The sequence below is a fragment of the Pseudomonas sp. Marseille-QA0332 genome (assembly GCF_054950175.1).
Genome location: NZ_CM143106.1, coordinates 1,669,981 through 1,694,116 on the forward strand (window position 1 = coordinate 1,669,981; position 24,136 = coordinate 1,694,116).

A 24,136-nucleotide genomic window follows, 5' to 3' on the forward strand; every position below is an offset into this window, starting at 1 on the left:
GCGCGCGGCAGAGCGTGGCTAGAATAAGCGCCTGTAACCTTGATTTGCCCGAGGCGTAACGACATTGCCATGAACACCGAACTCGCCCCGCTCCATCCGGTCCTGTCAGTGCGCATCCTCCTGGCCGGGGCCAGCCTGTGACAGTGGCCAGGCGCATGCCCGTTCTCCTGGCAGCCTTGTTGCCGTTCACGGCATGGGGCATCGAGGTCCGCATCGATGCCCATGCCGACCTGCTGTACAGACAGGCTCTGCCCCTGTTGGAGGAAGCCGATGGTGGGGTGCAGGACAGCATATTGCGAACCGCCGACAGCGATCCCGAGCTGAGCCGCCAGGGCCAGGCGATGGCTCGAACCTTGCCGACGGCCGTGGCCCTGCTCAAGAAGTCGGTCAGTCTTGGTCATCCGGTCGCGCAATACCGCCTGGCCCTGTACTACATGACCTATCTGCCGGCCAGCCAGATACCGGATGCCGCCTGTCCGCTGCTGGAGGCCAGCCTCAAGCAGGGTTTCGCACCGCCGGCACCAGCCATCGCTACCTGGTGCCCACCCTTCAACGCCACGACGGCCTACCGGGACGCGATGGCAGCGATCGCCAGCATGGCCACGCTGTATGCCCCCTACTATCCACAGCCCGCCGTGCGCCTGGCGTGCAGCCGCACGCGTCCTCAGGGGCTGGAGATGCAATGGGGCCGGCAACGAGACTATCAGGCCGAAGTCTATCGGCTGCTGGGCGACCTTGATCCGACGCAGCGCCAGGCCTTGCTGCTCAAGGCAGTGGAGATCAACGGCTGCGCGGCCGCGCAGCAGCAGTTGCTGAGCAATCACTGAGCTGGCTTGAGCAAAATCGTTCAAGCCAGCCTGGCGCTGCTCTGGCATGCTGGCCCTTCCCTGCCGCTACCCTGTGACCGCCATGCTCCAGCCTGATCCAGCCCGCCGCGCCTTTGCCCGAGGCATGTTCGCTGTCCTGCCGCTTTCGCTGACCGTCGCGCCGTGGGGATTGCTGGCCGGCTCGATGGCCATCGAGGCTGGGCTGATTCCAGGGCAGGGCCAGGGACGCTCTGCCATCCCATCGAGCCGGGCAGGCGCTGCTACACTGTCAGGGCCAGCGGAGGAACCTGCCATGTCCAGCCATGAACTCACCACTGTCCTGAAGCTGATGAACCAGCGCCAGACGCACCTGGCCACTGCCTGTCGCGAGATTGCCGACTGGATCGACAAGCAGGGCGACGTGCCCGCTGCCGGCAGGATCCGCGAAAGCCTCAAGGTGCTGGAGGCCGAGGACGAACGCCTGCGCAAGACCCTCACGTCGCTGAGCGTCGATCGCCCGCTGCCACGTTTTCGCTAGGTTTTGTACGCAAGTCGCCGAGCGGTGAGCAAGCAAGGCGAAACCGGCGAGCAAACGCAATCGACAAGTCCGGATGAGTACTGCAAGCCTGTTCCGACCTCGACCCGTGGTCGCGCAGACACTGCCAGTGCCAAGCCCAGCTACCCCTACAGACAGGTCGCTGCCGCCGCCCGGCGACGCAAGGCGGCGGCGGCGTCGTGCCTGGCGAAGAAATCGACGCGGCTGCCACCCGCCACCGGATGCACATCGACGAACGCTTCGGCATCGCGGGTGTACACGGTGAACTCGCCGCCTTGCTGCGCTTGCAGATAACCGCTGGCATCCACGCCGAATACTGCCTCTTCCTGCCAGCTGTACTGGATGCACTGGGCCACCTCCCGTGCCGGCTTCTGCGATTGCAGACGGGCATCCGGCGCCTGCTGGCGCGCCTGGTCCATGACCGATGACGCACAACCGGCCAGCAGCAGTGCCGCAGCCATCGCCAGAATTGCTCGCATGTCCCGCTCCTCGGAAAAAGCCGACTCTAGCATCGCCGCACACGCGAGTGAATTGTTGGCGCCCTGCCGCTGTCCCAACTAACGCATGCCATGTCAGAAAAGGAGAATCGCATGAACCATCGTCGTCTGTTGTCCGCCCTGCTGCTGACTGGCACCTTTGCCTGCCTGCCCATGGCCATCAACACCGCCCAGGCAGCCGATGAAACGGTCCAGGGCAATGACACCCGCAATCGCGAGCTGAAAGTGGGCGACAAGGCGCCTGACCAGTACAAGCGTGACGAGATCGCCATCAAGGACTGGAAAGCCAAGGGCCTGAAGGAGCCGCAAAAGGAGAGCCATTGGGTGGAAATGGCCGACCGCTATGTCCTGGTCCAGACTACCAACGGCGTGATCCTGGAAATCAGCGACAAGACAGCCCACTAGCCCTGCGGCACTCCGGCGGGGTCGCGCATCGGCCCGGCCGGCGCGATGCCGCCGTTGAGGCTCGTATACGGCGCCAGCCACGCTGAACCAAACGCATGCTTGCAGGTCTTACGGCGCTCCGTAACAACCCGATGTGGAACAAGGACCGCTAGATGAAGACTTTCGCATGCCTGTCACTGCTTGCCGCCGCCGTCGCCCTGAGCGGCTGCCATGGTCATCGCGCCCATGATCGTGACGATGGCTGGCGCGACCGCGACCACCATGCCCATCAACAGCGTCATGGCCATCGTCACGACGGCCGTCGCGACTATCGCTGACCCCCTGCGCCGGCCCCGCTCGCCTCTGAGAACGCCCAGCGGGCTTCGGGCGGGCTTGCCGCCAAGCCTAAGCGCGCTTGCCTCGTTGCATCCAGGCAGCGCCCAGGCCGCTCAGGCAGATGATACCGATCCCGACCAGGCTGACGTTGTCCGGAACCTGGCCAAAGAGCAACAGGCCCAGCAACCCGGCGAACACGATCTGACAGTAGCTGAACGGGGCCAGCAAGGCCGGAGCGGCCAGGCGGAAAGCCTGGGTCAGCAACAGGTGTGCCGTCATGCCGAAGCTTCCGAGCGCGACCATCAGCAGGGCGTGCCGCCAATCCGGCGTCACCCAGAAGAACGGCACCAGCGTGCTCATGAGCAGTGTGTTGCACAGGCCGGCATAGAAGTTGCTGGTGGTCGGACTGTCGACCGAGGCAAGAACCCGGGTAAGCAACTGGTAGAAGCAGAACCCCAACGCCGAGCCGAACGGCAACACGATGGCCGGTGTGAAAAGCGTCCCACCTGGGTGGACCACCACCAGCACGCCGACGAAGCCCGAGGCGACCGCCAGCCATTGACCAGGTGTCACCCGTTCCCTGAGCAACGGTACCGACAACGCAGTCACCAGTACCGGGGCGAGGAAGTTCACCGAAGTGGCTTCTGCCAGTGGCAGGTACTGCAGCCCGGCGGTGAACAGCAGGCTGGTGCTGAGCAGGCTCAAGGCGCGTAGCGTCTGCAGCCATGGACGTCGCGTGCGTAATACGCGCAAGCCGGCCCGAGGCAGGAAGATGCCGGCCATCAGCACGGTATGCACCAGGTACCTCGCCCATACCACCATGACGATCGGATAAAGGCCACCGAGGAACTTGGACAAGGCATCGTGGCTGGCGAACAGGAAGGTCGCCATGACCACCAGGGCCAGGCCCTTGAATGGCTGGTTGATGCCTGACAGTGGTGTGCTGACACTCATGCTGGTCTCGAAGGAAGGTACGGCCCGCCACTACCTCACCGTTGACCGATCGCCGATAACCGGGGACGCGAGGCTCGATTGCCGGCCAGGGTGGCATAGCGCCGGCACCTGGATCGACCGCTTCGATAGTAGCGGATCGACGACCAGGATGGCAGGCCTTTAACGCAACGCCTGAACCCTGGCTTCTTCAAGCCCGTTACCGAAGCGAACCGGTCCGCTCTTCCCGAAACCGGCAAAGTCGCTATATAGTCAGCAATATAACGATACTGCCTTCAAAGGACCTGCTTCATGCACATCCGCCCTTCCCATCTGAGCGTCGGCCTGCTCGCCAGCCTGCTTTCGGTTTCTTCTGCCTGGGCCGAGGAAGTTCAGGTCGCCGTGGCTGCGAACTTCACGGCGCCGATCCAGGCCATTGCCAAGGCCTTCGAAAAGGACACCGGACACAAGCTGGTCGCCGCCTACGGGGCCACTGGACAGTTCTACGCGCAGATCAGCAATGGCGCGCCGTTCGAAGTGTTCCTCGCGGCCGACGAGCGCACGCCAGCCAAGCTGGAGCAGGAACGAGCCATCGTCCCAGGCTCGCGCTTCACCTACGCGATCGGGACCTTGGCGCTCTGGTCGGCCAAGCCGGACTATGTGGACGCGCACGGCGAGGTGCTCAAGCGCAGCGACTACCGCCACCTGTCCATCGCCAACCCCAGGACCGCGCCGTATGGGCTGGCTGCCACCCAGGTGCTGGACAAGCTTGGCCTCGCCGCCCAGGTCAAGGGCCGGATCGTCGAAGGCCAGAACATCACCCAGGCTTTCCAGTTCGTCTCCACTGGCAATGCCGAGCTGGGCTTCGTCGCGCTTTCGCAGATCTACAAGGACGGCAAGCTCCAGGGCGGTTCGGCCTGGCTCGTGCCGGCCGACTTGCACGAGCCGATTCGCCAGGATGCCGTGATGCTCGCCAAGGGCAAGGACAACCCGGCCGCCAAGGCCCTGGTGGACTACCTCAAGGGGCCGAAAGCCGCCGAGATCATTCGATCCTACGGTTATCAAATCTGATGCCGCTCGACGCCAGTGATCTGGGCGCCATCTGGCTGACCGCCAAGCTCGCCAGCCTTACCACGGTGATCCTGCTGCTGGTCGGCACACCGCTGGCCTGGTGGCTGGCGCGTACCCGCTCCTGGCTGCGCGGCCCGGTGGGCGCGATCGTCGCGCTACCGCTGGTACTGCCGCCGACGGTGATCGGCTTCTATCTGCTGATCGCCCTCGGCCCGCACGGCTGGGTCGGCCAGGCCACCGCGGCGCTCGGCCTGGGCAGCGTGGTCTTCACCTTCACCGGACTGGTGGTCGGCTCGGTGGTGTATTCGCTGCCGTTCGTGGTCCAGCCCCTGCACAATGCGTTCGCGGCCATCGGCGAGCGCCCGTTGGAAGTGGCCGCGACTTTGCGCGCCGGCCCCTGGGACTCCTTCATCCATGTGGTCGTGCCGCTTGCGCGGCCAGGCTTCGTCACCGCCAGCGTCCTGGGCTTCGCCCATACGGTGGGTGAGTTCGGCGTGGTGCTGATGATCGGTGGCAACATTCCCGACAAGACCCGCGTGGTCTCGGTACAGATCTTCGATCACGTCGAATCCATGGCCTATGCCCAGGCGCACTGGCTGGCCGCGGCCATGCTGGTGTTCTCTTTCCTGGTGTTGCTGGTGCTGTACGCCGGGCGCCGGCAGCGTACAGACTGGAGCTGACATGAGCCGATCGATCAAGGCACGCTTGCTGCTGGCCCGAGATGACTTCACCCTGGACGTCGACCTGCACTTGCCCGGCCGCGGGATCAGCGCGCTGTTCGGCCATTCCGGTTCAGGCAAGACCTCCTGCCTACGTTGCCTGGCCGGGCTGGAGCGTGCCAGCACGGCGTATATCGAGGTCAATGGCCAGACCTGGCAAGACACTAGCCAGGGCACGTTCCTCGCCCCGCACCTGCGCCCGCTAGGCTACGTGTTCCAGGAAGCCAGCCTGTTCAGCCACCTGAGCGTGCGTGGCAACCTGGAGTTCGGCTGGCGACGGACCCCTGCGCGGCAGCGCAAGGTCGGTTTCGACCAGGCGTGCGAACTGCTCGGCATTGGCCATCTGCTCCAGCGCCGCCCTGCCACGCTCTCCGGCGGTGAAGCCCAACGTGTCGGGATCGCCAGGGCGCTGCTCGGCAGCCCCAAGCTGCTGTTGCTGGACGAGCCTCTGGCGGCGCTGGATGCGGCGCGCAAGCGCGAGATCCTGCCCTACCTGGAACGACTGCACGACGAGCTGGACATCCCGCTGGTCTATGTCAGCCATTCGCAGGACGAGGTGGCGCGCCTGGCCGACCACCTGGTGCTGCTGGAGCATGGACGGGCCACGGCCAGTGGCCCGGTCGGGCAGACGCTGGCTCGCCTGGACCTGTCGCTGGCGCAAGCCGAAGACGCCGGCGTGGTGCTGCAAGGCCAGGTCCAGCGGCACGATCCCTATTATCAACTGCTCGACCTGCGCCTGCCGGGCGGTGCGCTGTTGCGTATCACCCACGCACCGAAAACGCCGGGCAGCACCCTGCGAGTCAAGGTGCAGGCCCGCGATGTCAGCCTCAGCCTGAGCGCAGACCACGCCTCGAGCATTCTCAACCGCCTGCCTGTGCAGGTACTGGCGTGTCGAGCGGCTGACAACCCGGCCCATGTGCTGGTCAGCCTGGATGCCAGTGGAAGCGCATTGCTGGCCCGCGTGACACGCTATTCGGCGGACCAGCTCGGACTGCATCCAGGCCAGGCGCTCTGGGCGCAGATCAAGTCGGTGGCCCTGCTCGGCTGACCGGCGGCACCCAAGCCGCCGGGCATTGTCCACAGATCAGGATCTCTGACCACGGACCTTGCCATGCCCGACTGCCCATTGCCGCCCACGCTGCATTATGTCGACGATACCCACCCTGGCCTGACCCGCCGCCGCTGGCGCGACCGCTTCATCTACCTGGACGCCGAGGGCCAGCGCGTGCGTGACGCCGAGACCCTGGCGCGGATCGCGGCGCTGGCCATCCCCCCGGCCTATACCGACGTATGGATCTGCCAGGACCCGCAAGGCCACCTGCAAGCCACGGGCCGCGACGCCAGGGGTCGCAAACAGTATCGCTATCACGCGCAGTGGCGCGAGTTGCGCGATGCCCACAAGTATGGCCGCATGCTGGCTTTCGCCCAGGTGTTGCCGAAGCTGCGTCACCAGATCGACCAGCATCTGGCGCGCCCAGGGCTGGATCGGGAGAAGGTCATGGCCTTGGTGGTGAGCCTGCTCGACAGCACCTTGATTCGCATCGGCAACCATCGCTACGTGCGTGACAACAAGTCCTACGGGCTGACCACCTTGCGCAATCGTCATGTGCAGGTGAAAGGCAGCACGATCCGCTTTCATTTCCGGGGCAAGAGCGGGATCGAGCATAACGTCACCTTGCGTGACCGACGCCTGGCATCGGTCCTCAAGCGCTGCATGGAGCTACCGGGCCAGGCCTTGTTCCAGTACCTCGACGAACACGGCGAACGCCACACGGTCGGCTCGAGCGACATCAACCAGTTCCTCCAGCAACTCACAGGTGCCGATTTCACGGCCAAGGACTACCGGACCTGGGCAGGAAGCACCTTGGCGCTGCACTTGTTACGCCCGTTGCCCTGGGAGCCCGAAACCCATGCCAAGCAGCACATCACCGCGATCGTCAAGCAAGTCGCGCAACGCCTGGGCAATACGCCAGCGGTGTGCCGGCGCTGTTATATCCACCCCGCCGTGCTGGAACATTTCAGCCTCGGGCGCCTGGCGCAGCTTCCGCGCAGTCGCTCGCGCAAGGGTCTGGAGCCCGAGGAGGTCGCCCTGCTGAAGTTCCTCCAGGCGCTCGAGACCGTCGAAGCGGTGGAGGCCGTCGAGCAGATAACGGGACTGGGGGCCGCCGAAGCGATCGAAGTGGTCGAGGCGATCGAACAGGTCATCGATTGACTGAGCCTATGCCGGTGATGACACAGAGAAATTTCCCATCCAGACGCAAGCCCCCTATCCTTGCCACCAGAGCACCTCGCCGACAGTTTTTCTGAACGAGACCGTCGGCTCCTGCGCCTAAAGACAGGCAACAGATTTTGCCTGCGGGGGAATTACTCTGCGCCTAGAGCGTCTTTAATAATAAGGAAAGAGGGACAAGGCCATGGGGCCCCGCTCCCCAGTCGCCGCGAGAACGATTCGCGCGACATGTTCATCACCAAGGAGAACTAAATGCTGATACTCACCCGTAAGGTTGGCGAAACCATCGTCATCGACGAGCACACCAAGGTCACCGTGCTAGGGGTAAAAGGAATGCAAGTGAGGATCGGCATCGAGGCGCCGAAAGATGTCCAGGTTCACCGTGAGGAGATCTTCAAGCGCATCGAGGCAGGCAAGGCCGCGCCTGGAAAACTGGAAAAATAGCGCCAAGCCTGCCATCGCATGGGTGCGCCTGCCGGCCGGGCGGCACCCTTGGTACCTTGCAATGCCTGCGTCTTGTCGATCATCTGGTCTTTTCCAGGCGCCTCGAGATCTGTGACGGGATCGAGGCCCGAGGACTGGGTAGCGTGCGCGACATCTCCAGGCCTGATTTGCCAATAGGGATCTCAGGGACAGCAGACCTGGTTTGAGCGACGAGCGTGCCCAGCGGCGCTGACTACGGCTGCCGGGTAGCCTCTTCGCGTTCGGCGCTGCAGGCAGGCAGGTACAAGCTCATGCATGTGCCCTCGCCTGGCACGCTGTCGACAACGATGGTGCCGCTGCTCTGCTTGGCAAAACCATAGACCTGGCTCAAGCCCAGGCCGGTGCCCTTGCCAAACGCCTTGGTGGTGAAGAACGGCTCGAAGATCCGTGGCAGCACGTCAGGCGTGATACCGCTGCCGGTGTCGCGCACTGCGAAGCGCACGTAGCGACCCTTGAGCCCATCCGGCTTGCCATCGAGTTCGAGGCTGTCGACCGAGAGGGTGATATGCCCTTGCTGCTCGATGGCATCGCGTGCATTGAACACCAGGTTGAGCAGTACCATCTGCAACTGCCCGACATCGACCTCGATCAGCGGCAGGTCCGGCTGGCGCCGCTCTTCGAGCCGGATATGTCTGGGCAGCACGTGGCTGGTGAGGCCACGCGTCGAATCGATCAGCTCGCCCGGCGCGATGCGCGTCAGATCCAGTTGCCTGTGACGGGCAAAGCTGAGCAACTGATGGGTCAGCTCGGTACCGCGCTGGCCGGCCTCGACGATATGCTCGAGCAGGCGCGACACGCGCTGAGGGTCCTGGCTGTTCAAGGCCAGGCGCGCCGACCCGAGGATGATCGTCAGCAGGTTGTTGAAGTCGTGGGCCAAGCCACCGGTGAGCTGCCCCAGCGCCTCGAGCTTCTGCGCCTGGAACAGCTGCGCACGCATGGCGTCGAGTTGCAAGGCGGACTCGCGGCGATCCGTGATGTCGCGGGTCACCTTGGCCAGCCCGATGATCTGCCCCTGTTCGTCGCGAATGACGTCCAGGGCGGCCAAGGCCCAGAACCGAGTGCCGTCCTTGCGGACCCGCCAGCCTTCATCCTGCGCCACGCCTTGCTCGAGGGCCTGGCGCAGCAGCCAGGCTGGGCGTTGCTCGGCACAGTCCTGCTCGGTGAAGAACAGCGAAAAATGCTGCCCGATCACTTCGTCGGCGTCGTAGCCCTTGATGCGCTGGGCGCCCGGATTCCAGGAAACCACACGGCCCGTGGGGTCGAGCATGTAGATGGCATAGTCGACCACCGACTGGACCAGCTGTTCGTAGCGATTGGACGGCATGACTTGTGGATCGGGGCGGTCGGACGAAACCATGAGGACTCCGCGGGCATCCGCAAGAAAGGATTGGTTCGAAACCGGCAAGGTTACATGAGCCGGCACGCCAACGATACCTTGCCGTGGCTGCGTGACCGCCGCACCCGGCGCCGTGACAGCCGAGCCACGCGGGCCTATAGTGAGCCCAGCGAAACCACGCCACCTCTTCGCAAGGAACGAGCATGTCCGTCAGCCAGCGCACACAAGCCTTGCAGCAAGACCTCAGGAGCACCGCCAGCGAACTGGAGCAGATATCCCGCGCCCTGCAAGGACATGCCGCCTACCTGGCGCATTCGGTGCACCAGGGCGACGCCGAACTGGTCCGCGGCCAGATCCACGAGCTTCAGGCCACCATCGACCAACTGCGGGAAATCGCTCGGAGCATGACGCCCTGAGCGTTCGCGCAGCGCTCGGGCAAGACTATAAGATATTGATTTGCGCGGTCTTTCCGTGTCTAATGACTCGCTTCGCATCGTGCCCCGATGGTGAAATTGGTAGACACATCGCACTTAAAATGCGCCGCCGCAAGGTGTGCCGGTTCGAGTCCGGCTCGGGGCACCATTCGCGCTCTTCCCAGCGATATCCGTCCCAACGCGCACCCGCGCATCGCCACTAGCGTGTCCATTCCCACCCTCCCTTCATGACGGTCCAGGCATCGACTCAATCGTCGCATTCGTCGAACCAGGCTGGATGGTCGCGCTCGTCTTCCTCCTCGAACCAATGCCCGGGGTCTTCATGATCATCGGCACGCTCGGCCACTCCATCGAATGCGTCGGCGTGTTCAGCGTCCAGGTCGTCCAGAAAGTCCTGGTCTAGTAGATGATCGTGCTCAGGTTCATGGATATCGTCATCTGGATCGTGCATGGCATGGCTCCTGTCGAGGCCGCCTGTATAGGCGGTTCAGGCAGACGGGTCAAGCGCGCCGCCCACAGGCGGCATCAGATGCGCCGGCCAGGCACGCGTCGACGAACCGTCGACACCTCTTTCACGATTTTCTGACACCGACCGAGGCACACTGACCTGGCTTCGATACGTTCCTTGACCCGCTGCCCTGGCGGGTTTTTCTTTTTCTGGCCTGCGCGACCATTGCTGCCAGCCCGTGGATCAGCGTTCGGCGCGTTCTCGGGCGTACGCGATGCGCTTGCCTTCTTGCTGCCCGACTTCCAGCGCCTGCCCGTCGCGTTGCTTGCCTTGCCGCGCCTGCCCGACCAGCCCTGGAATGAGAGCGCCCTCGGGCAGATGCCGCCAGAAGCGACCCGGCATGTGCATGCGCAGCGCCTGCGGATTGACCCGGGCCGGATTGAAGATGTGCCGATAGTAGACTTTCCACAGTTCTGCGCCCGGATCATCGGCATGCCGCGCCCATTGCTGCCATTGCTCAGGGCAACGACGGCGATAGTCCTGCGCCTGGCCGTCGAAACGGATACCGTCTCGCGGCGTGGCGATCAGCCAGCGTTGCCGACCGAGCCTGTCGGCGAAATGACCGCTGGCGCTCTCCAGGATGTCATGGGCTGGCTCGTGATAGGCCACCAGGTCCAGTTGCAGCCGCTCGGCCAGTGTCGGCGGCAATGGCACGAAACGCAGGAAGGCATGCAGGTGATGGGCTTCGCGGCTGACCTGCTTGATGCGTCGATGCAGCTCGCTGCCCAGGCGATCGCCAGCCAGCATGGCGGCACGGTCGCCATGCGCCACACGCCAAAGCACCTCGTACAGCAGGTTCCAGCGCTGTTCGCCCCGGTAGCGTGACGCCTGTTCAAGTTGCCCGAGCAAGGCAGCCGGCACGCTGGCCCGAAATGGGCCTGGCCCTGGCGGCAGCGACGCAGGTACCGCCAGCAGGTCCTCCACCGGCCCTTGCGCCCAGTTCACCATCGCCGGTGCGATGCCATGTCCGAGCAAGCGCCGCGCCTGGTTGCGCCAGGTGCCGAAATGTTCGTCGCAATCGAGCGCGATCACCCCCACAACCCCATCTGCACCGGAGCCTGCGGCTCGCGCAGGCGGGCGCGCAACAGGCTGCTGCGCATGTCGCCCTGGGGTGGCCGGTAGTCACTGGTGATGATGAACGGCCGCGCCTTGTCCAGCACGCAGCGCAGCTGGATCAGGTCGTCATAGCGGATCCGCCGCTCCCGGCGCAGTTCCACCAGCCGCTGGACACTGCGCAGGCCGATGCCGGGTATCCGCGCCAGCACGGCCGGCTCGGCACGGTTGAGGTCCACCGGGAACACCTCCCGGTTGGACAGCGCCCAAGCCAGCTTGGGGTCGATGTCCAGGTCCAGGTTGCCGGCCTTGCCCAGCAGTTCGCCGGCCTTGTAGCCATAGCCACGCATGAGAAAGTCGGCCTGGTACAGACGGTGCTCGCGCAGCAAGGGGGGCGCAGCCAGCGGGACACTGCCGGGGCTGTCGGGGATCGGGCTGAACGCCGAGTAATACACGCGTTTAAGCCCGTAGCCCTGATACAGCGACTCGGCATTGCGCAAGATGGTGCGATCATCGGTGCTATCGGCGCCGACGATCATCTGCGTGCTTTGCCCGGACGGCGCGAAACGTGGCGCGCGCGCCTCGCCTTCCACCGCCTGGCGGCCACGCTGGATGGTCCCCATGGCCTGGCGAATGCTGGTGGCCTGCTTCTCCGGGGCCAGGCGCTTGAGGCTGGCCTCGGTGGGCAGCTCGATGTTCACGCTCAGGCGATCGGCCAGCCGCCCGGCCTCCTCGATGAGCAGGGGGTCGGCGTCGGGGATGGTCTTGAGATGGATGTAGCCACGAAACTGGTGCTCTTCACGCAGCAGACGCGCGACCTGCACCAGCTGCTCCATGGTGTAGTCGGCCGAGCGAATGATCCCCGAGCTGAGAAACAACCCGCTGATGCAGTTGCGACGGTAGAAATCCAGCGTCAGGCGCACCACTTCCTCGGGGCTGAAGCGGGCGCGCGGCACGTTGCTGGAGCGGCGATTGACGCAGTACTGGCAGTCATACAGGCAGAAGTTGGTGAGCAGTACCTTGAGCAGCGACACGCAACGCCCATCCGGGGTGAAACTGTGACAGATGCCCATCCCGTCGGTCGCGCCCAGCCCCTCGCGCCCCCGCGAGCTGCGCTTGGGCGCGCCGCTGCTGGCGCAGGAAGCATCGTACTTGGCAGCGTCGGCAAGGATGCCGAGCTTGGCGATCAACTGCATGGCCACCTTCTCTTGACTGAATATCCATACAGTATTTGCAGCGATGGCCTTATGCAAGTGCTGCTGGTCGCCTGGTCCCTCGCCAGCGGGCCGGCCAATCGCGCGCGTGGAATCTTGTGCCCGTTCGCGTTGCCTATGTAGGAAGGCCGATGCGCCATCGGCGAACGAAACGCCCAGGTGCCTGGTCCTGATCAAGGGCCAGGCACCTTGGGCTCCAGGACATTTTTCCGCGCAGCGGCCTCTCATTCACAGTCGTCCCGATGAACAAATACGCGCCTCGCCAATGGCTGCCCCACGAAAAACCCGTTCTGCCGGGGTCGCCGTCCACGCCTCTGCACGCCCCGGCCAAGCGCCTGGCCTTCGGGATAGTGGGGCTGCTGGTGGCCATCACCGGGGGGCTGGGCAACGCCCTGGTCACGGCCAACCTGATGTTCCTGCAAGGCGCCCTTGGCGCGACCACCGCCGAGATGGCCTGGCTTCCGGCCGCCTACGTGATGACCAACGTGTCGATGAACCTGCTGCTGGTCAAGTTTCGCCAGCAGTTCGGCCTGCGCACCTTCACCGAGGGGTTCCTGGTGCTCTACGCGCTGGTCACCTTCGCCCACCTGTTCGTCAACGATCTCAACTCGGCGATCGCCGTGCGCGCGGCCCATGGCATGGTCGGCGCCGCACTCACTTCGCTGGGCCTCTACTACATGATCCAGGCGTTCCCGGCCAAATGGCGGCTCAAGGCGATGGTGCTGGGCCTGGGGGCCTCGCAACTGGCCCTGCCGTTGGCGCGGATCTTTTCCGAGGACCTGCTGCAGATCGCCGAATGGCGTGGCCTGTACCTGTTCGAGCTGGGCCTGGCACTGACCGCGCTGGGTGGCGTGCTGCTGCTCAAGCTGCCGCCAGGAGACCGTTTCAAGACCTTCGAACCACTGGACTTCCTCACCTTCAGCCTGATGGCCGGCGGCACCGCGCTGCTGTGCGCGGCGCTGTCGCTGGGCAGGATCGACTGGTGGCTGGAAGCGCCCTGGATCGGTGTCGCCCTGGCTGGCTCCATCGCCTTGATCCTGGCCGGGCTGGCCATCGAGCACAACCGCAGCAACCCCCTGCTGATGACCCGCTGGCTGGGCAGTGGGCCGATCATCCGCCTGGCCTTGTGCGTGGTGCTGATCCGCATGGTCACCTCGGAGCAATCCACCGGCGCGGTGGGTTTCCTGCAGTTCCTCAACATGGGTAGCGAGCAGATGAGCACGCTGTACTGGATCATGCTGCTCGGCGCGGTGACGGGCCTGGGCACCAGCGCCCTGACCATCAGCCCCAACCACCTGGTCGCGCCACTGCTGATCTCGCTGCTGGCCATGGCCAGCGGCGCCTTCATCGACAGCGGCTCGAACAACCTGACCCGACCGGCGCAGATGTACCTGAGCCAATTCCTGCTGGCCTTCGGCAGCACCTTCTTCCTTGGCCCGTCGATGGCCCTGGGGATCGGCCACGTGCGCGCCAACCCGCGCAACCTGGTCAGTTTCTCGGTGCTGTTCGGCATCTGCAACAACCTCGGCGGCCTGCTCGGCGCGGCGCTGCTGGGTACCTTCCAGATCTGGCGGGAGAAATTCCACTCCAGCCACCTGATGGACCGCCTGAGCTATCTCGACCCACTGGTCAACGCCCGTGTGCAAAGTGGCGGCGCCGGTTACGGTGGGACCATCGCCGACCCGGCGCTGCGCAGCGAGGTTGGCATGCGCCTGTTGGCCAGCGCCGCGAACCGCGAAGCGAACGTGCTGGCCTTTAACGATGTCTTCATGCTGATCGGCGTCATCGCCGTCTTGACCATGATCTGGATCGTCATTCGCAGTGCCTGGCTCCGTCATGCGGCAGCCCGGGCCTCTTCTTCCGACTCCACCAGCGGCGCCGCCACCCGATGACCGACGAAACCCGCACGACCACCACCACTGCCCTGGCCGAGACACCGGAAGGCAGCACGCCACCCAGCGAGCCGACCAGCCCTGCCCGTACGCGGCGAGTACGCCTGCTCTCGGCCATCAGCTTCGCCAGCGTGGCTCTGGCGGGCATCCTCCTGGTGCTGTACGCCTGGCGCCTGCCGCCGTTCGGCAGCGCCATCGAAAGCACCGAGAACGCCTTGGTGCACGGCCAGGTGACCATCATCGGCCCGCAGCTTGGCGGCTACATCGTCGACGTCCCGGTGCACGACTTCCAGTTCGTCAAGGCCGGCGACCTGCTGGTGCAGCTGGACGATCGCATCTACCGGCAACGCCTGGCCCAGGCCCGCGCCCAGCTGCAACAGCAGCAGGCCGCGCTGGCCAACAACCTGCAGCAACGCAAGAGTGCCGAGGCCACCATCGCCCAGCGCCAGGCCGCCATCGGCAATGCCTCGGCCCAGGCCGACAAGGCCAAGGCCGACCTGGCCCGTAACCAGGCCCTGGTCACCGATGGATCGGTGTCGCGGCGCGAGCTGGACCTGAGCCGAGCCAACCACGCCGCCGCGGTCGCGAGCCTGGCCGAGGCGAAGGCGGCATTGGAGATCGCTCGCCAGGACCGCGAGACGGTGATCGTCAATCGCGCTGCCCTGCAAGCCGCGGTGGAAAACGCCAAGGCCACGGTGGAGCTGGCCCGTATCGACCTGGACAACACCCGCGTGACCGCCCCGCGCGATGGCCAGCTGGGCCAGATCGGCACCCGCCTGGGCGCCTACGTCAACCCCGGCGCGCAACTGATGGCGCTGGTGCCCGATACCCTCTGGGTGGTCGCCAACATGAAGGAAACCCAGATGGCCGACGTGCGCATCGGCCAGCCGGTGAGCTTTACCGTCGATGCCCTCGACCACCTGAAGCTGCGCGGGCGGGTGCAGCAGATCTCGCCGGCCACCGGTTCGGAGTTCGCGCTGCTGCAGGCGGACAACGCAACCGGCAACTTCGTCAAGATCGCCCAGCGGATTGCCGTGAAGATCACCGTGGACGCCGACCAGCCGGAGATGAAGCGATTGAGGCCGGGGATGTCGGTGGTGGTGGGTATCGATACGCGGCAATGAACGCTTGCGGCACGGTTTCGATTGGGCGAGTGGGACTGGAAAAGCGCCAGCCTCGTTGAATACATTTGCGCAACAGCATGCGCCGATGAATACATAAATGCCGATCAGATAAGGATGACCTCACGAAGCTACTCAAGCCGCCCCCTTTTTTGCAAATACCGATTGACCTTACTCAAGGACTACACCTTTCGGGCAGAGCGCAGAGGCACATTGACAAATAATGATCTCGACCTGATCCATATATAGCTCGATATCGCTGCTCCTTCGGCAAAAGCGCACAGGTTCAGTACCGGATAAATCACAGCGGATATCTTTTCAGACTTGCTCGCTGTCGGTTGCTGGACGATTGGTGCTTGCAACGGTGGCGGCACCGTTGCCCTCGCCCGTCAAAACTCACGGATGCTCCGCGTGATGGCCAGGAACTTGGGGATCACCTCTTCGGGGGGTGGGGTCAGGGTTTTCAGCCCATCGGTGCCCTGCGGGAAGGTGTGCATGTGGACCGCCATCAACGACCTGAACAGACCGCCCACATGGGCAACGGCGAACCAGGCTCGCTCCTGCTCACCGGAACCGGGACGCGGGTCGAGGCGCCAGCCTTCGAGAAGCGTGGTGCGTTTGCCGAACTGGAGTTTTTCCAGGATCTTCGACTTCCTCCACTTTTCCCGGTCGTAGCCGGGGTAGTAGTGCGTGTTGTAGAGGCCACGGGTGGGCTTGGTCGGATCATCGGGCGAGGCATGGATCATGCTCATGATCACGTTCGGCGTGCTGGCCAGGCGCAGGCTGTTCTTGACGCTGAACCCGGTCTTGCCGTCATCGTGAATGAAACCGTAGGGGAAGCAGACACCGGGGCCTTTGGGCACCTGGTACAGCTCGCGGGGCTCGAAACGGGCGATCAGGTCCTTGATGCGCTCGGTGGAGTTCTTAGCGGGCTGAGTCATGGAAAAGTAGTAGACACGGCTGTTGCGCCAGAGAAAGAACTTGTAGGGCGTAGTCTTGCTGCCCAGAATATGGGCATCGGGAATGCCCAGGTCGTGCTCGTAGACTCCCACGGTCGCCAGGTCTTCTTTTGCCCGCTCGACCCGGGCTTGCTGGGTAGCCATGTCTTCGGTGGAATAACGCCCGCGCATACTCTCCAGAATGCGCTTGTGGCTCTCCAGTTTCTCCTTCAGGTTGATCTTGGCCTCTTCGACATCGCCAAAGATGGCGCCACGGGCCAACTCGAAGGCTCGCCGCGTGGTGACGTTGCTGACCTTGATGATCAGACCGTCATAGGCATAGCTGCCATATTCGAACGCTGTGCCAATCTTTTTCGAAAAGACATGTCCGCCCGGCTTGTCGATTCTCGCTCTGTCAATATTGTAGGTAGCCCATTCGAAGTGCTCGGGCGCAGTAAACTTGAAACGGCCCAGGCACTCGGTGCGTGCGCCTTCGGCAAAGGCGGTCAGGGGACCCAGGCCCAGTACTAGATACATTACAAACAGATATCTCATCAGACTTGCTCGCTGTCGGTGGCGGGACGATCGGTGCTTGCAACGGTGGCGGCACCGTTGCCCCCGCCCGTCAAAACTCACGGATGCTCCGCGTGATGGCCTGGAACTTGGGGATCACCTCTTCGGGCGGTGGGGTCAGGGTTTTCAGCCCATCGGTGCCCTGCGGGAAGGTGTGCATGTGGACCGCCATCAACGACCTGAACAGACCGCCCACATGGGCGACGGCGAACCAGGCTCGCTCCTGCTCACCGGAACCGGGACGCGGGTCGAGGCGCCAGCCTTCGAGAAGCGTGGTGCGTTTGCCGAACTGGAGTTTTTCCAGGATCTTCGACTTCCTCCACTTTTCCCGGTCGTAGCCGGGGTAGTAGTGCGTGTTGTAGAGGCCCACGGTGGGCTTGGTCGGATCATCGGGCGAGGCGTGGATCATGCTCATGATCACGTTCGGCGTGCTGGCCAGGCGCAGGCTGTTCTTGACGCTGAACCCGGTCTTGCCGTCATCGTGAATGAAACCGTAGGGGAAGCAGACACCGGGGCCCTTGGGCACCTGGTACAGCTCGCGGGGCTCGAAACGGGCGATCAGGTCCTTGATGCGCTCGGTGGAGTTCTTGGCGGGCTGAGTCATGGAAAAGTAGTAGACACGGCTGTTGCGCCAGAGAAAGAACTTGTAGGGCGTAGTCTTGCTGCCCAGAATATGGGCATCGGGAATGCCCAAGTCGTGCTCGTAGATTCCCACGGTCGCCAGGTGTTCTTTTGCCCGCTCGACCCGGGCTTGCTGGGTAGCCATGGCTTCGGCGGGATAACGCCCGCGCATGTCGTCCTGAATACTTTTTGCGATCTCCAGTTTCTTCTTCAGGTTGATCTTGGCCTCTTCGACATCGCCAAAGATGGCGCCACGGGCCAACTCGAAGGCTCGCCGCGTGGTGACGTTGCTGACCTTGATGATTAGATGATCATAGGCATAGCTGCCATATTCAAACGCTGTGCCAATCTTTTTCGAAAAGACATGTCCGCCCGGCTTGTCGATTCTCGCTCTGTCAATATTGTAGGTAGCCCATTCGAAGTGCTCGGGCGCAGTAAACTTGAAACGGCCCAGGCACTCGGTGCGCGCGCCTTCGGCAAAGGCGGTCAGGGGACCCAGGCCCAGTACTAGATACATCACAAACAGATATCTCATCAGACTTGCTCGCTGTCGGTGGCGGGACGATCGGTGCTTGCAACGGTGGCGGCACCGTTGCCCTCCTCGGTGCCGGCCAGAATGGTCAGGTTCAAGCCCGAGTCGTTGCCCTCGCCCGTCAAAACTCACGGATGCTCCGCGTGATGGCCTGGAACTTGGGGATCACCTCTTCGGGCGGTGGGGTCAGGGTTTTCAGCCCATCGGTGCCCTGCGGGAAGGTGCGCATGTGGACCGCCATCAACGACCTGAACAGACCGCCCACATGGGCAACGGCGAACCAGGCTCGCTCCTGCTCGCCGGAGTCAGGACGCGGGTCGAGGCGCCAGCCTTCGAGAAGCGTGGTGCGTTTGCCGAACTGGAGTTTTTCCGAGATCCCCGACCTATTCCACTTCCTCCAGTCGTAGCTGGGCTCGTAGTGCGTGTCGTAGAGGCCACGGGTGGGCTTGGTCGGGGTCGAGCTCTCCGGTGAAGCGTGGACCATGCTCATGATCACGTTCGGCGTGCTGGCCAGACGCAGGCTGTTCTTGACGCTGAACCCGGTCTTGCCGTCATCATGAATGAAACCATAGGGGAAGCAGACACCGGGGCCTTTGGGCACCTGATACAGCTCGCGGGGCTCGAAACGGGCGATCAGGTCCTTGATGCGCTCGATGGAGTTCTTGGCGGGTTTCTTCATGGAAAAGTAGTAGACGCGGCTGTTGCGCCACAGAAAGAACTCGAAGGGCTTAGTCTCGCTACCCAGGATATGGGCATCGGGAATGCCCAGGTCGTGCTCGTAGACTTCTGCGGTCGCCAGCTCTTCTTTCGCCCGCTCGACCCGTGCTTGCTGGTCAGCCATGTCTTCGGCGGAGTGACGCCCGCGCATGTCGTTCTGAATACTTTTTTCGATCTCCAGCTTCTTCTTCAGATTTATCTTGGCCCGTTCAATATCGCCAAAGATGGCGCCACGGGCCAACTCGAAGGCTCGCCGCGTGGTGACGTCACTGACCTTGATGATCAGACCATCACCATCATAGGCATAGTCGGCATATTCGGACTCTGCGCCAATCTTTTCCGAAAAGGTATGTCCGCCCGAGTTGTCGATTCTCGTTCTGTCAATACTGTAGGTAGCCCATTCGAAGTGCTCAGGTGCAGTAAACTTGAAACGGCCCAGGCACTCGGTGCGCGCGCCTTCGGCAAAGGCGGTCAGGGGACCCAGGCCCAGTACTAGATACATTACAAACAGATATCTCATCAGACTTGCTCGCTGTCGGTGGCGGGACGATCGGTGCTTGCAACGGTGGCGGCACCGTTGCCCTCCTCGGTGCCGGCCAGAATGGTCAGGTTCAAGCCCAAGTCGTTGTTCTCGCCCGTCAAAACTCACGGATGCTCCGCGTGATGGCCTGGAACTTGGGGATCACCTCTTCGGGCGGTGGGGTCAGGGTTTTCAGCCCATCGGTGCCCTGCGGGAAGGTGTGCATGTGGACCGCCATCAACGACCTGAACAGACCGCCCACATGGGCGACGGCGAACCAGGCTCGCTCCTGCTCACCGGAACCGGGACGCGGGTCGAGGCGCCAGCCTTCGAGAAGCGTGGTGCGTTTGCCGAACTGGAGTTTTTCCAGGATCTTCGACTTCCTCCACTTTTCCCGGTCGTAGCCGGGGTAGTAGTGCGTGTTGTAGAGGCCACGGGTGGGCTTGGTCGGATCATCGGGCGAGGCGTGGATCATGCTCATGATCACGTTCGGCGTGCTGGCCAGACGCAGGCTGTTCTTGATGCTGAACCCGGTCTTGCCGTCATCGTGAATGAAACCGTAGGGGAAGCAGACACCGGGGCCTTTGGGCACCTGATACAGCTCGCGGGGCTCGAAACGGGCGATCAGGTCCTTGATGCGCTCGGTGGAGTTCTTGGCGGGTTTGTCCATGAAAAAGTAGTAGACGCGGTTGTTGCGCCACAGAAAGAACTCGAAGGGCGTAGTCTCGCTGCCCAGGAAATGGGCATCGGGGATGCCCAAGTCGTGCTCGTAGATTCCCACGGTCGCCAGGTCTTCTTTTGCCCGCTCGACCCGGGCTTGCTGGGTAGCCATGTCTTCGGCGGAATAACGCCCGCGCATACTCTCCAGAATGCGCTTGTGGCTCTCCAGTTTCTCCTTCAGGTTGATCTTGGCCTGTTCGATATCGCCAAAGATGGCGCGGCGAGTCGACTCGAAGGCTCGCCGCGTGGTGATATCGCTGACCCTGACGGTTAGATGATCATAGGCATAGCTGCCATATTCAAACCCTGCGCCAATCTCTTCCGAAAAGGCATGTCCACCCGGCTTGTCGATCCTCTTCCTGCCGATATTGTAGGTAGCCCATTCGAAGTGCTCGGGCGCAGTAAACTTGAAACGGCCCAGGCACTCGGTGCGCGCGCCTTCGGCAAAGGCGGTCAGGGGACCCAGGCCCAGTACTAGATACATCACAAACAGATATCTCATCAGACTTGCTCGCTGTCGGTGGCGGGACGATCGGTGCTTGCAACGGTGGCGGCACCGTTGCCCTCCTCGGTGCCGGCCAGAATGGTCAGGTTCAAGCCGGAGTCGTTGTTCTCGCCCTTCGTCCAGCCCGTGGGCAGGGCGGTGATGAAACCTTGTATGCCCTGAGGCGGAAGATGGAACTTGACGCCTGCCCGGGTTCGGCTGACCCAGAACTCTTCCTTGCACGCAGGTGGCTCTTCCAGCTGGCCTCCCAGATTCAAATCTTCAACTGTTTTGTAGGTCCAGGTCGGCCAGATTGATGCGGGAAAACCCTCCCGATACTTCTTGCGCATGGACTCCTCGATTACCTGGAACTGGCTGAAGTTCTGCGGAATGAAGTTGAAGACCGCCTCATAGGCTTTACTGTTATCTCTCGCCCGCTGCTGGATCGCCCGCCAGACGGCCTCCGAGGCCGGCTGCTCGAGAAAGTCCTCGTCGACCTCGAAGGGCGCCACCCCAGCGACCCGGGTCTGGCTCATGCCGAAGTGCTTTTTCCACAGGTCCTTGCGCAACTGGTGGACCAGCCGGCCGACCGGGTGCAGGTGCTGGCCATCGAGTCGCACCTCGACCGACTCGCTGTCGCGCACGATCACCGCCAGCTCCGAGTCGCGCATACCGCGCAGGCTGCGGTCGTTGATGTTGGCGCTGCCAAGGATCGCCACCCGGTCGTCGGCGATCAGCAGCTTGCTGTGCACGTAGATCTGCTCGGTCACCACCCGTTCGCGCAGGGTGGTCCAGGTGCGCAGGTTCAGCAGGGTCAGGTATCGGGTCCAGTCCTGATGGGCATAGGCCGGCTGTTCATTGCCATCCACCCGCTCGATGATCGCCAGCGCCTCCTCGCGTGACGCCCCGCGCGCCATCACCGCCTTGAGCGCCATGCGCCGCTGAATCCGCCTGACCAGGCTGTGCTGGCCGAACACCAGGCTCTGCTGGGTCAGGTGCACCTGGTGCATCACGTTCAGCGTATCCAGGGTGCCTTCCGGGTGCACCGGCAACACCAGGTACACATGGAACGGCAGGTCTTCGTCGATGGCCCGGCCGATGCGGTCGGCCAGGGCCTGGCCGATGGTGTTGCCCAGCGGCTCCTGACGTCCCAGTTTCTGGGTCAACCAGCCTTGCGCATTGGTCTGCCAGATGCGCCGCAAGTCCCCGAGAAACTTGTACGCCTCCTTGTCGGGCGTCTTGCCAATGGCCTTGACCTCCTTCCAGTCGATCAGGGCGAAGTCCTGCCGTTCGAGCGCCTCGCGCAGGTTGATCCGTTCCACGAAGTCCTGACGCAGGGTCAAGGGGTCGCGCAGGCTGGCCATGGGACCGGACAGGTCCTGCTTGTCGTTCAGTTCACCGTCCTTACCGAAGTCGCTCTGAAAGAACTGGTTCTCGATGTAGAGGAAATGCTGGGCGCTGGAGATGGCCTGCAGCATGGCGTGGTAGCAGTCGGCCTGTACCCCGCCGGCATTGGTCCCTGGCGGCTGCGGCAGTTCCACCTGGGCCTTTGCGCGGCCCTTGGCTTCCTGGGCGAGCATCCTGGCCGACGCGCTGCGCAGCACCTGGACGCTGACCTTGCCGGGCACCGTCGTCGGGGGTCGTGGCAAGTCCTGCGGCTGGTCGATCCAGACCGGCCGCGGCTTGGGCATCTCCAGGCGGATGCGATCGTCCAGGCCCAGGTGGTGCGGCAGCCCGGCGTCGCGGGCCAGTCGGTTCAACCACTCCATGAACGCCACCACCACCGCGGTCTTCCCCAGCGGCTGGATGTCGGCGATGTAGGCCTGCTGGCCGTTCCAGCGGTCGATGAAGTTGCGCGCCAGGTCGTACACTGCCGGCCCTTCGATGCGGCTGTGGACGTCCTGCCAGGGCATGCGCGGCTGGTCCTTGGCCAGGGTACTGTAGTCGGCGGAGGCCAGCGGCTGGTGCTCGTGCTCGAGGTAGCGGAAAGGCGCCTGGCGGTTTTCCAGACGGCTTTGCAGCAGCGCATAGAAATGCCCGAGCAGCGCGATGGCGACCTCTTCGAGACCGGCGAGCCAGCCCAGCTTGTCGGCCGGCATCGCGTCGTAGCCCTTGTCGCAGAACATCGCCACCAGGCGCCCGAGGTCCGAATCGTTCATCCACTGGCTGATCAGCACCTGGCTTTTCAAGCGCAGGTCGACGTGCAGGGCACCCTGGAACTGGTCGACCTCGGCGATCCAGCCCTCGACCTGGCCTTTGAGCGGCTCGGCCAACGGCAGGCGCCGCCAGTTGTCCTTGATCAGCGCGGTGATGCTGCGGATGACCAGGTCGGTCAGGTATTGCCTGGGCGCTGCTAGCGGGTCGAATGCGGCGAACTGCTCCTTGAGGCTGCGGCCGCCCTTGACCATCCATTCGAGCACCGGGTGGCGGGGGCTGGCGAAGAAGTCGCGGACCCAGGTGGCGGCGTTGAGCACGCCGGTCGTGCCGGTCCCGGAGAGGTCGAACAAGGTTGCCAGCAACAGGCCCGCGCGACTGACGTGCTCGTGCATCGGCATCCAGCCCAGGTGCGGGATGCACGGGTTGTAGGCATCGTTGCCGCGACGGTCGCTGGCGTCGAGGCTGAAGTCGTTGTCATCGCGCCGGCCATAGGCCAGATCGATGCCGCCTACATAACCGATGTGGTTGTCGATCACCACGGCTTTCTGATGATGGGAGAAGGTCGAGCCCAGCCCTTTCATGTCGCTTTGCTGGATGGCTGGCGTACAGAAGGCCCGAGGCTCCTTCAGGCCAGCGTTGAGGTGGAAGATCGCCAGCATCGTCTCGAAGTCGTGCGTGCCGACACTTGCGGCGGGGCTCAACCAGGGCATGACGAACACCTTGAGCTGGCTGCTGCGCATCAGCGCCGTGCGCAGGCACTGCCAGAGACTCTGCTTGCCGTCGAGGGTCACGTCGTAGTTGACCTGCCAGCCGGTGATGAAGATCGACGTGCGCGCCTGGCCGATGGCCTGCGCCAGGTCCAGGTAGTAGTCCTTGCCGGTGGTGAAGAAGCGCACGTCGTGGCCGCTGCGCTTCGGGGCGAAGGCGTTGGGGTCGCGCACGAAGAAGTCCGGTGCGCTCACCGCCCGCATGGCCTTGCCGTCAGCGGTATTGACCTGGGTGAGCTCTTTGTGGCGAACACCGTTGTAAGGGGCCGAGGAGGCAGCCTCGGCCTGGTGGCCACGGGCGGTCGCGACATTGTCGAGCGGGCGTTGCCGGGGGCTGTCGTGGAAGTCCTGTGCTGCCTGGCTCAGGCGTTCCGTTTGCGCCTGCGCCTGTGTGGTGGCCGCCGCTGGCGCCTCATGTACCGCTATCGGCACCCGCTGCCCCGCGTAGCACAGCCATAGCGGCTCGCCCCGGGCGCAGGCGGCGGACAGCTCCAGGCGCTGGGGCTCGTCGATCTGGACCCGGCCGTCCTGGTCGGT

The 24,136-nt window shown here is 63.7% G+C and carries 22 protein-coding genes, 1 tRNA gene and 2 pseudogenes; 14 read left to right on the forward strand and 11 right to left on the reverse strand.

Annotated features, from left to right (window positions below; all coding sequences use genetic code 11):
• Positions 1-155 precede the first annotated feature (155 nt).
• The 3 genes and pseudogenes from ACY8GK_RS07825 (at position 156) to ACY8GK_RS07835 (ending at position 1,344) form a co-directional block, all read left to right on the forward strand.
• Positions 156-827, forward strand: coding sequence for a sel1 repeat family protein (locus ACY8GK_RS07825; protein ID WP_230375941.1), 672 nt, complete (start codon positions 156-158; stop codon positions 825-827).
• Between the two features lie 82 nt (positions 828-909).
• Positions 910-1,072: pseudogene (locus ACY8GK_RS07830) on the forward strand (AzlC family ABC transporter permease); the annotation flags it as partial.
• A gap of 47 nt (positions 1,073-1,119) precedes the next feature.
• On the forward strand, positions 1,120-1,344 hold the full coding sequence (locus ACY8GK_RS07835; RefSeq protein WP_196179194.1) for a hypothetical protein: 225 nt from the start codon (positions 1,120-1,122) through the stop codon (positions 1,342-1,344).
• Between the two features lie 146 nt (positions 1,345-1,490).
• On the opposite strand, the gene ACY8GK_RS07840 is transcribed toward ACY8GK_RS07835, so the two are convergent.
• Entirely contained in the window at positions 1,491-1,841 is a 351-nt protein-coding gene (locus ACY8GK_RS07840) for a hypothetical protein (protein ID WP_462402762.1), read from the reverse strand.
• Positions 1,842-1,952: 111 nt separating this feature from the next.
• On the opposite strand from ACY8GK_RS07840, the gene ACY8GK_RS07845 reads away from it, so the two are divergent.
• Both ACY8GK_RS07845 and ACY8GK_RS07850 read left to right on the forward strand, forming a co-directional pair.
• Positions 1,953-2,264 (forward strand): RcnB family protein, encoded by a 312-nt coding sequence (locus ACY8GK_RS07845; RefSeq protein WP_462402763.1) that lies wholly within the window; start codon positions 1,953-1,955, stop codon positions 2,262-2,264.
• A 152-nt stretch (positions 2,265-2,416) separates the two neighbouring features.
• Positions 2,417-2,581 carry a hypothetical protein gene (locus ACY8GK_RS07850; RefSeq protein ID WP_196179156.1) on the forward strand — a complete coding sequence of 55 codons (165 nt, stop codon included), beginning with the start codon at positions 2,417-2,419 and terminating at the stop codon, positions 2,579-2,581.
• A gap of 67 nt (positions 2,582-2,648) precedes the next feature.
• On the opposite strand, the gene ACY8GK_RS07855 is transcribed toward ACY8GK_RS07850, so the two are convergent.
• Positions 2,649-3,533, reverse strand: a complete 885-nt coding sequence (locus ACY8GK_RS07855; protein WP_462402764.1) for a DMT family transporter — start codon at positions 3,531-3,533, stop codon at positions 2,649-2,651.
• 288 nt (positions 3,534-3,821) lie between these two features.
• Here ACY8GK_RS07855 and modA point away from each other — a divergent pair, with 288 nt between their 5' ends.
• From modA to csrA, 5 genes and pseudogenes are all read left to right on the forward strand, one after another.
• Positions 3,822-4,580 carry a molybdate ABC transporter substrate-binding protein gene (gene modA, locus ACY8GK_RS07860; protein WP_196179160.1) on the forward strand — a complete coding sequence of 253 codons (759 nt, stop codon included), beginning with the start codon at positions 3,822-3,824 and terminating at the stop codon, positions 4,578-4,580.
• Positions 4,580-5,260, forward strand: coding sequence for a molybdate ABC transporter permease subunit (modB, locus tag ACY8GK_RS07865; protein WP_462402765.1), 681 nt, complete (start codon positions 4,580-4,582; stop codon positions 5,258-5,260). The genes modA and modB overlap by 1 nt, the downstream gene beginning before the upstream one ends.
• A 1-nt stretch (position 5,261) precedes the next feature.
• Entirely contained in the window at positions 5,262-6,347 is a 1,086-nt protein-coding gene (gene modC, locus ACY8GK_RS07870) for a molybdenum ABC transporter ATP-binding protein (protein WP_196179164.1), read from the forward strand.
• A 63-nt stretch (positions 6,348-6,410) separates the two neighbouring features.
• Positions 6,411-7,424: pseudogene (locus tag ACY8GK_RS07875) on the forward strand (DNA topoisomerase IB); the annotation flags it as partial.
• Between the two features lie 357 nt (positions 7,425-7,781).
• Positions 7,782-7,973, forward strand: a complete 192-nt coding sequence (gene csrA / locus ACY8GK_RS07880; RefSeq protein ID WP_462402766.1) for a carbon storage regulator CsrA — start codon at positions 7,782-7,784, stop codon at positions 7,971-7,973.
• 232 nt (positions 7,974-8,205) lie between these two features.
• Here csrA and ACY8GK_RS07885 read toward each other — a convergent pair whose 3' ends face one another.
• Complete coding sequence (locus ACY8GK_RS07885) at positions 8,206-9,369, reverse strand: two-component system sensor histidine kinase NtrB (RefSeq protein WP_462402767.1); 1,164 nt, start codon at positions 9,367-9,369, stop codon at positions 8,206-8,208.
• Between the two features lie 182 nt (positions 9,370-9,551).
• Between ACY8GK_RS07885 and ACY8GK_RS07890 the strand changes: the two genes are divergently transcribed.
• Entirely contained in the window at positions 9,552-9,764 is a 213-nt protein-coding gene (locus ACY8GK_RS07890; RefSeq protein ID WP_462402768.1) for a hypothetical protein, read from the forward strand.
• A gap of 81 nt (positions 9,765-9,845) precedes the next feature.
• A tRNA-Leu gene (locus ACY8GK_RS07895) sits at positions 9,846-9,930 on the forward strand.
• A gap of 99 nt (positions 9,931-10,029) precedes the next feature.
• Here ACY8GK_RS07895 and ACY8GK_RS07900 read toward each other — a convergent pair.
• From ACY8GK_RS07900 to ACY8GK_RS07910, 3 genes are all read right to left on the reverse strand, one after another.
• The gene (locus ACY8GK_RS07900) at positions 10,030-10,233 is read right to left on the reverse strand and encodes a hypothetical protein (RefSeq protein WP_462402769.1); all 204 of its coding nucleotides are present in this window, start codon (positions 10,231-10,233) and stop codon (positions 10,030-10,032) included.
• A 240-nt stretch (positions 10,234-10,473) separates the two neighbouring features.
• Positions 10,474-11,328 carry a TIGR03915 family putative DNA repair protein gene (locus ACY8GK_RS07905; RefSeq protein WP_462402770.1) on the reverse strand — a complete coding sequence of 285 codons (855 nt, stop codon included), beginning with the start codon at positions 11,326-11,328 and terminating at the stop codon, positions 10,474-10,476.
• Positions 11,319-12,539, reverse strand: coding sequence for a putative DNA modification/repair radical SAM protein (locus ACY8GK_RS07910; protein WP_462402771.1), 1,221 nt, complete (start codon positions 12,537-12,539; stop codon positions 11,319-11,321). Before ACY8GK_RS07910 ends, ACY8GK_RS07905 begins: the two co-directional genes overlap by 10 nt.
• A gap of 260 nt (positions 12,540-12,799) precedes the next feature.
• Here ACY8GK_RS07910 and ACY8GK_RS07915 point away from each other — a divergent pair, with 260 nt between their 5' ends.
• Both ACY8GK_RS07915 and ACY8GK_RS07920 read left to right on the forward strand, forming a co-directional pair.
• Positions 12,800-14,449: an MFS transporter gene (locus tag ACY8GK_RS07915; RefSeq protein WP_462402772.1), complete on the forward strand. Its 1,650-nt coding sequence runs from the start codon at positions 12,800-12,802 to the stop codon at positions 14,447-14,449.
• A complete protein-coding gene (locus ACY8GK_RS07920) occupies positions 14,446-15,573 on the forward strand; it encodes an HlyD family secretion protein (protein WP_196179180.1) in 1,128 nt (375 codons plus the stop codon). Before ACY8GK_RS07915 ends, ACY8GK_RS07920 begins: the two co-directional genes overlap by 4 nt.
• Before the next feature lie 386 nt (positions 15,574-15,959).
• Here ACY8GK_RS07920 and ACY8GK_RS07925 read toward each other — a convergent pair whose 3' ends face one another.
• The 5 genes from ACY8GK_RS07925 to ACY8GK_RS07945 all read right to left on the reverse strand — a co-directional run bounded on the left by ACY8GK_RS07925 (position 15,960) and on the right by ACY8GK_RS07945 (position 23,803).
• The gene (locus ACY8GK_RS07925; RefSeq protein ID WP_462402773.1) at positions 15,960-17,063 is read right to left on the reverse strand and encodes a hypothetical protein; all 1,104 of its coding nucleotides are present in this window, start codon (positions 17,061-17,063) and stop codon (positions 15,960-15,962) included.
• A gap of 70 nt (positions 17,064-17,133) precedes the next feature.
• Positions 17,134-18,237 carry a hypothetical protein gene (locus tag ACY8GK_RS07930; protein WP_462402774.1) on the reverse strand — a complete coding sequence of 368 codons (1,104 nt, stop codon included), beginning with the start codon at positions 18,235-18,237 and terminating at the stop codon, positions 17,134-17,136.
• A 118-nt stretch (positions 18,238-18,355) separates the two neighbouring features.
• Positions 18,356-19,471 carry a hypothetical protein gene (locus ACY8GK_RS07935; RefSeq protein WP_462402775.1) on the reverse strand — a complete coding sequence of 372 codons (1,116 nt, stop codon included), beginning with the start codon at positions 19,469-19,471 and terminating at the stop codon, positions 18,356-18,358.
• A gap of 118 nt (positions 19,472-19,589) precedes the next feature.
• Positions 19,590-20,693, reverse strand: coding sequence for a hypothetical protein (locus ACY8GK_RS07940; protein ID WP_462402776.1), 1,104 nt, complete (start codon positions 20,691-20,693; stop codon positions 19,590-19,592).
• Positions 20,693-23,803 (reverse strand): phospholipase D-like domain-containing protein, encoded by a 3,111-nt coding sequence (locus ACY8GK_RS07945; protein WP_462402998.1) that lies wholly within the window; start codon positions 23,801-23,803, stop codon positions 20,693-20,695. Before ACY8GK_RS07945 ends, ACY8GK_RS07940 begins: the two co-directional genes overlap by 1 nt.
• Positions 23,804-24,136 lie beyond the last annotated feature (333 nt).

Bases quoted from the DNA above. Each gene is read 5' to 3' on its own strand.
- ACY8GK_RS07825 (WP_230375941.1), top strand. From the start codon at position 156: ATGCCCGTTCTCCTGGCAGCCTTGTTGCCGTTCACGGCATGGGGCATC.
- ACY8GK_RS07925 (WP_462402773.1), bottom strand. From the start codon at position 17,063: ATGAGATATCTGTTTGTAATGTATCTAGTACTGGGCCTGGGTCCCCTG.
- csrA (WP_462402766.1), top strand. From the start codon at position 7,782: ATGCTGATACTCACCCGTAAGGTTGGCGAAACCATCGTCATCGACGAG.
- ACY8GK_RS07835 (WP_196179194.1), top strand. From the start codon at position 1,120: ATGTCCAGCCATGAACTCACCACTGTCCTGAAGCTGATGAACCAGCGC.
- modB (WP_462402765.1), top strand. From the start codon at position 4,580: ATGCCGCTCGACGCCAGTGATCTGGGCGCCATCTGGCTGACCGCCAAG.
- ACY8GK_RS07885 (WP_462402767.1), bottom strand. From the start codon at position 9,369: ATGGTTTCGTCCGACCGCCCCGATCCACAAGTCATGCCGTCCAATCGC.
- ACY8GK_RS07915 (WP_462402772.1), top strand. From the start codon at position 12,800: ATGAACAAATACGCGCCTCGCCAATGGCTGCCCCACGAAAAACCCGTT.
- ACY8GK_RS07940 (WP_462402776.1), bottom strand. From the start codon at position 20,693: ATGAGATATCTGTTTGTGATGTATCTAGTACTGGGCCTGGGTCCCCTG.
- ACY8GK_RS07945 (WP_462402998.1), bottom strand. From the start codon at position 23,803: ATGCGGGCGGTGAGCGCACCGGACTTCTTCGTGCGCGACCCCAACGCC.
- ACY8GK_RS07900 (WP_462402769.1), bottom strand. From the start codon at position 10,233: ATGCACGATCCAGATGACGATATCCATGAACCTGAGCACGATCATCTA.
- modA (WP_196179160.1), top strand. From the start codon at position 3,822: ATGCACATCCGCCCTTCCCATCTGAGCGTCGGCCTGCTCGCCAGCCTG.
- ACY8GK_RS07840 (WP_462402762.1), bottom strand. From the start codon at position 1,841: ATGCGAGCAATTCTGGCGATGGCTGCGGCACTGCTGCTGGCCGGTTGT.
- ACY8GK_RS07930 (WP_462402774.1), bottom strand. From the start codon at position 18,237: ATGAGATATCTGTTTGTGATGTATCTAGTACTGGGCCTGGGTCCCCTG.
- modC (WP_196179164.1), top strand. From the start codon at position 5,262: ATGAGCCGATCGATCAAGGCACGCTTGCTGCTGGCCCGAGATGACTTC.
- ACY8GK_RS07845 (WP_462402763.1), top strand. From the start codon at position 1,953: ATGAACCATCGTCGTCTGTTGTCCGCCCTGCTGCTGACTGGCACCTTT.
- ACY8GK_RS07890 (WP_462402768.1), top strand. From the start codon at position 9,552: ATGTCCGTCAGCCAGCGCACACAAGCCTTGCAGCAAGACCTCAGGAGC.
- ACY8GK_RS07910 (WP_462402771.1), bottom strand. From the start codon at position 12,539: ATGCAGTTGATCGCCAAGCTCGGCATCCTTGCCGACGCTGCCAAGTAC.
- ACY8GK_RS07935 (WP_462402775.1), bottom strand. From the start codon at position 19,471: ATGAGATATCTGTTTGTAATGTATCTAGTACTGGGCCTGGGTCCCCTG.
- ACY8GK_RS07855 (WP_462402764.1), bottom strand. From the start codon at position 3,533: ATGAGTGTCAGCACACCACTGTCAGGCATCAACCAGCCATTCAAGGGC.
- ACY8GK_RS07850 (WP_196179156.1), top strand. From the start codon at position 2,417: ATGAAGACTTTCGCATGCCTGTCACTGCTTGCCGCCGCCGTCGCCCTG.
- ACY8GK_RS07920 (WP_196179180.1), top strand. From the start codon at position 14,446: ATGACCGACGAAACCCGCACGACCACCACCACTGCCCTGGCCGAGACA.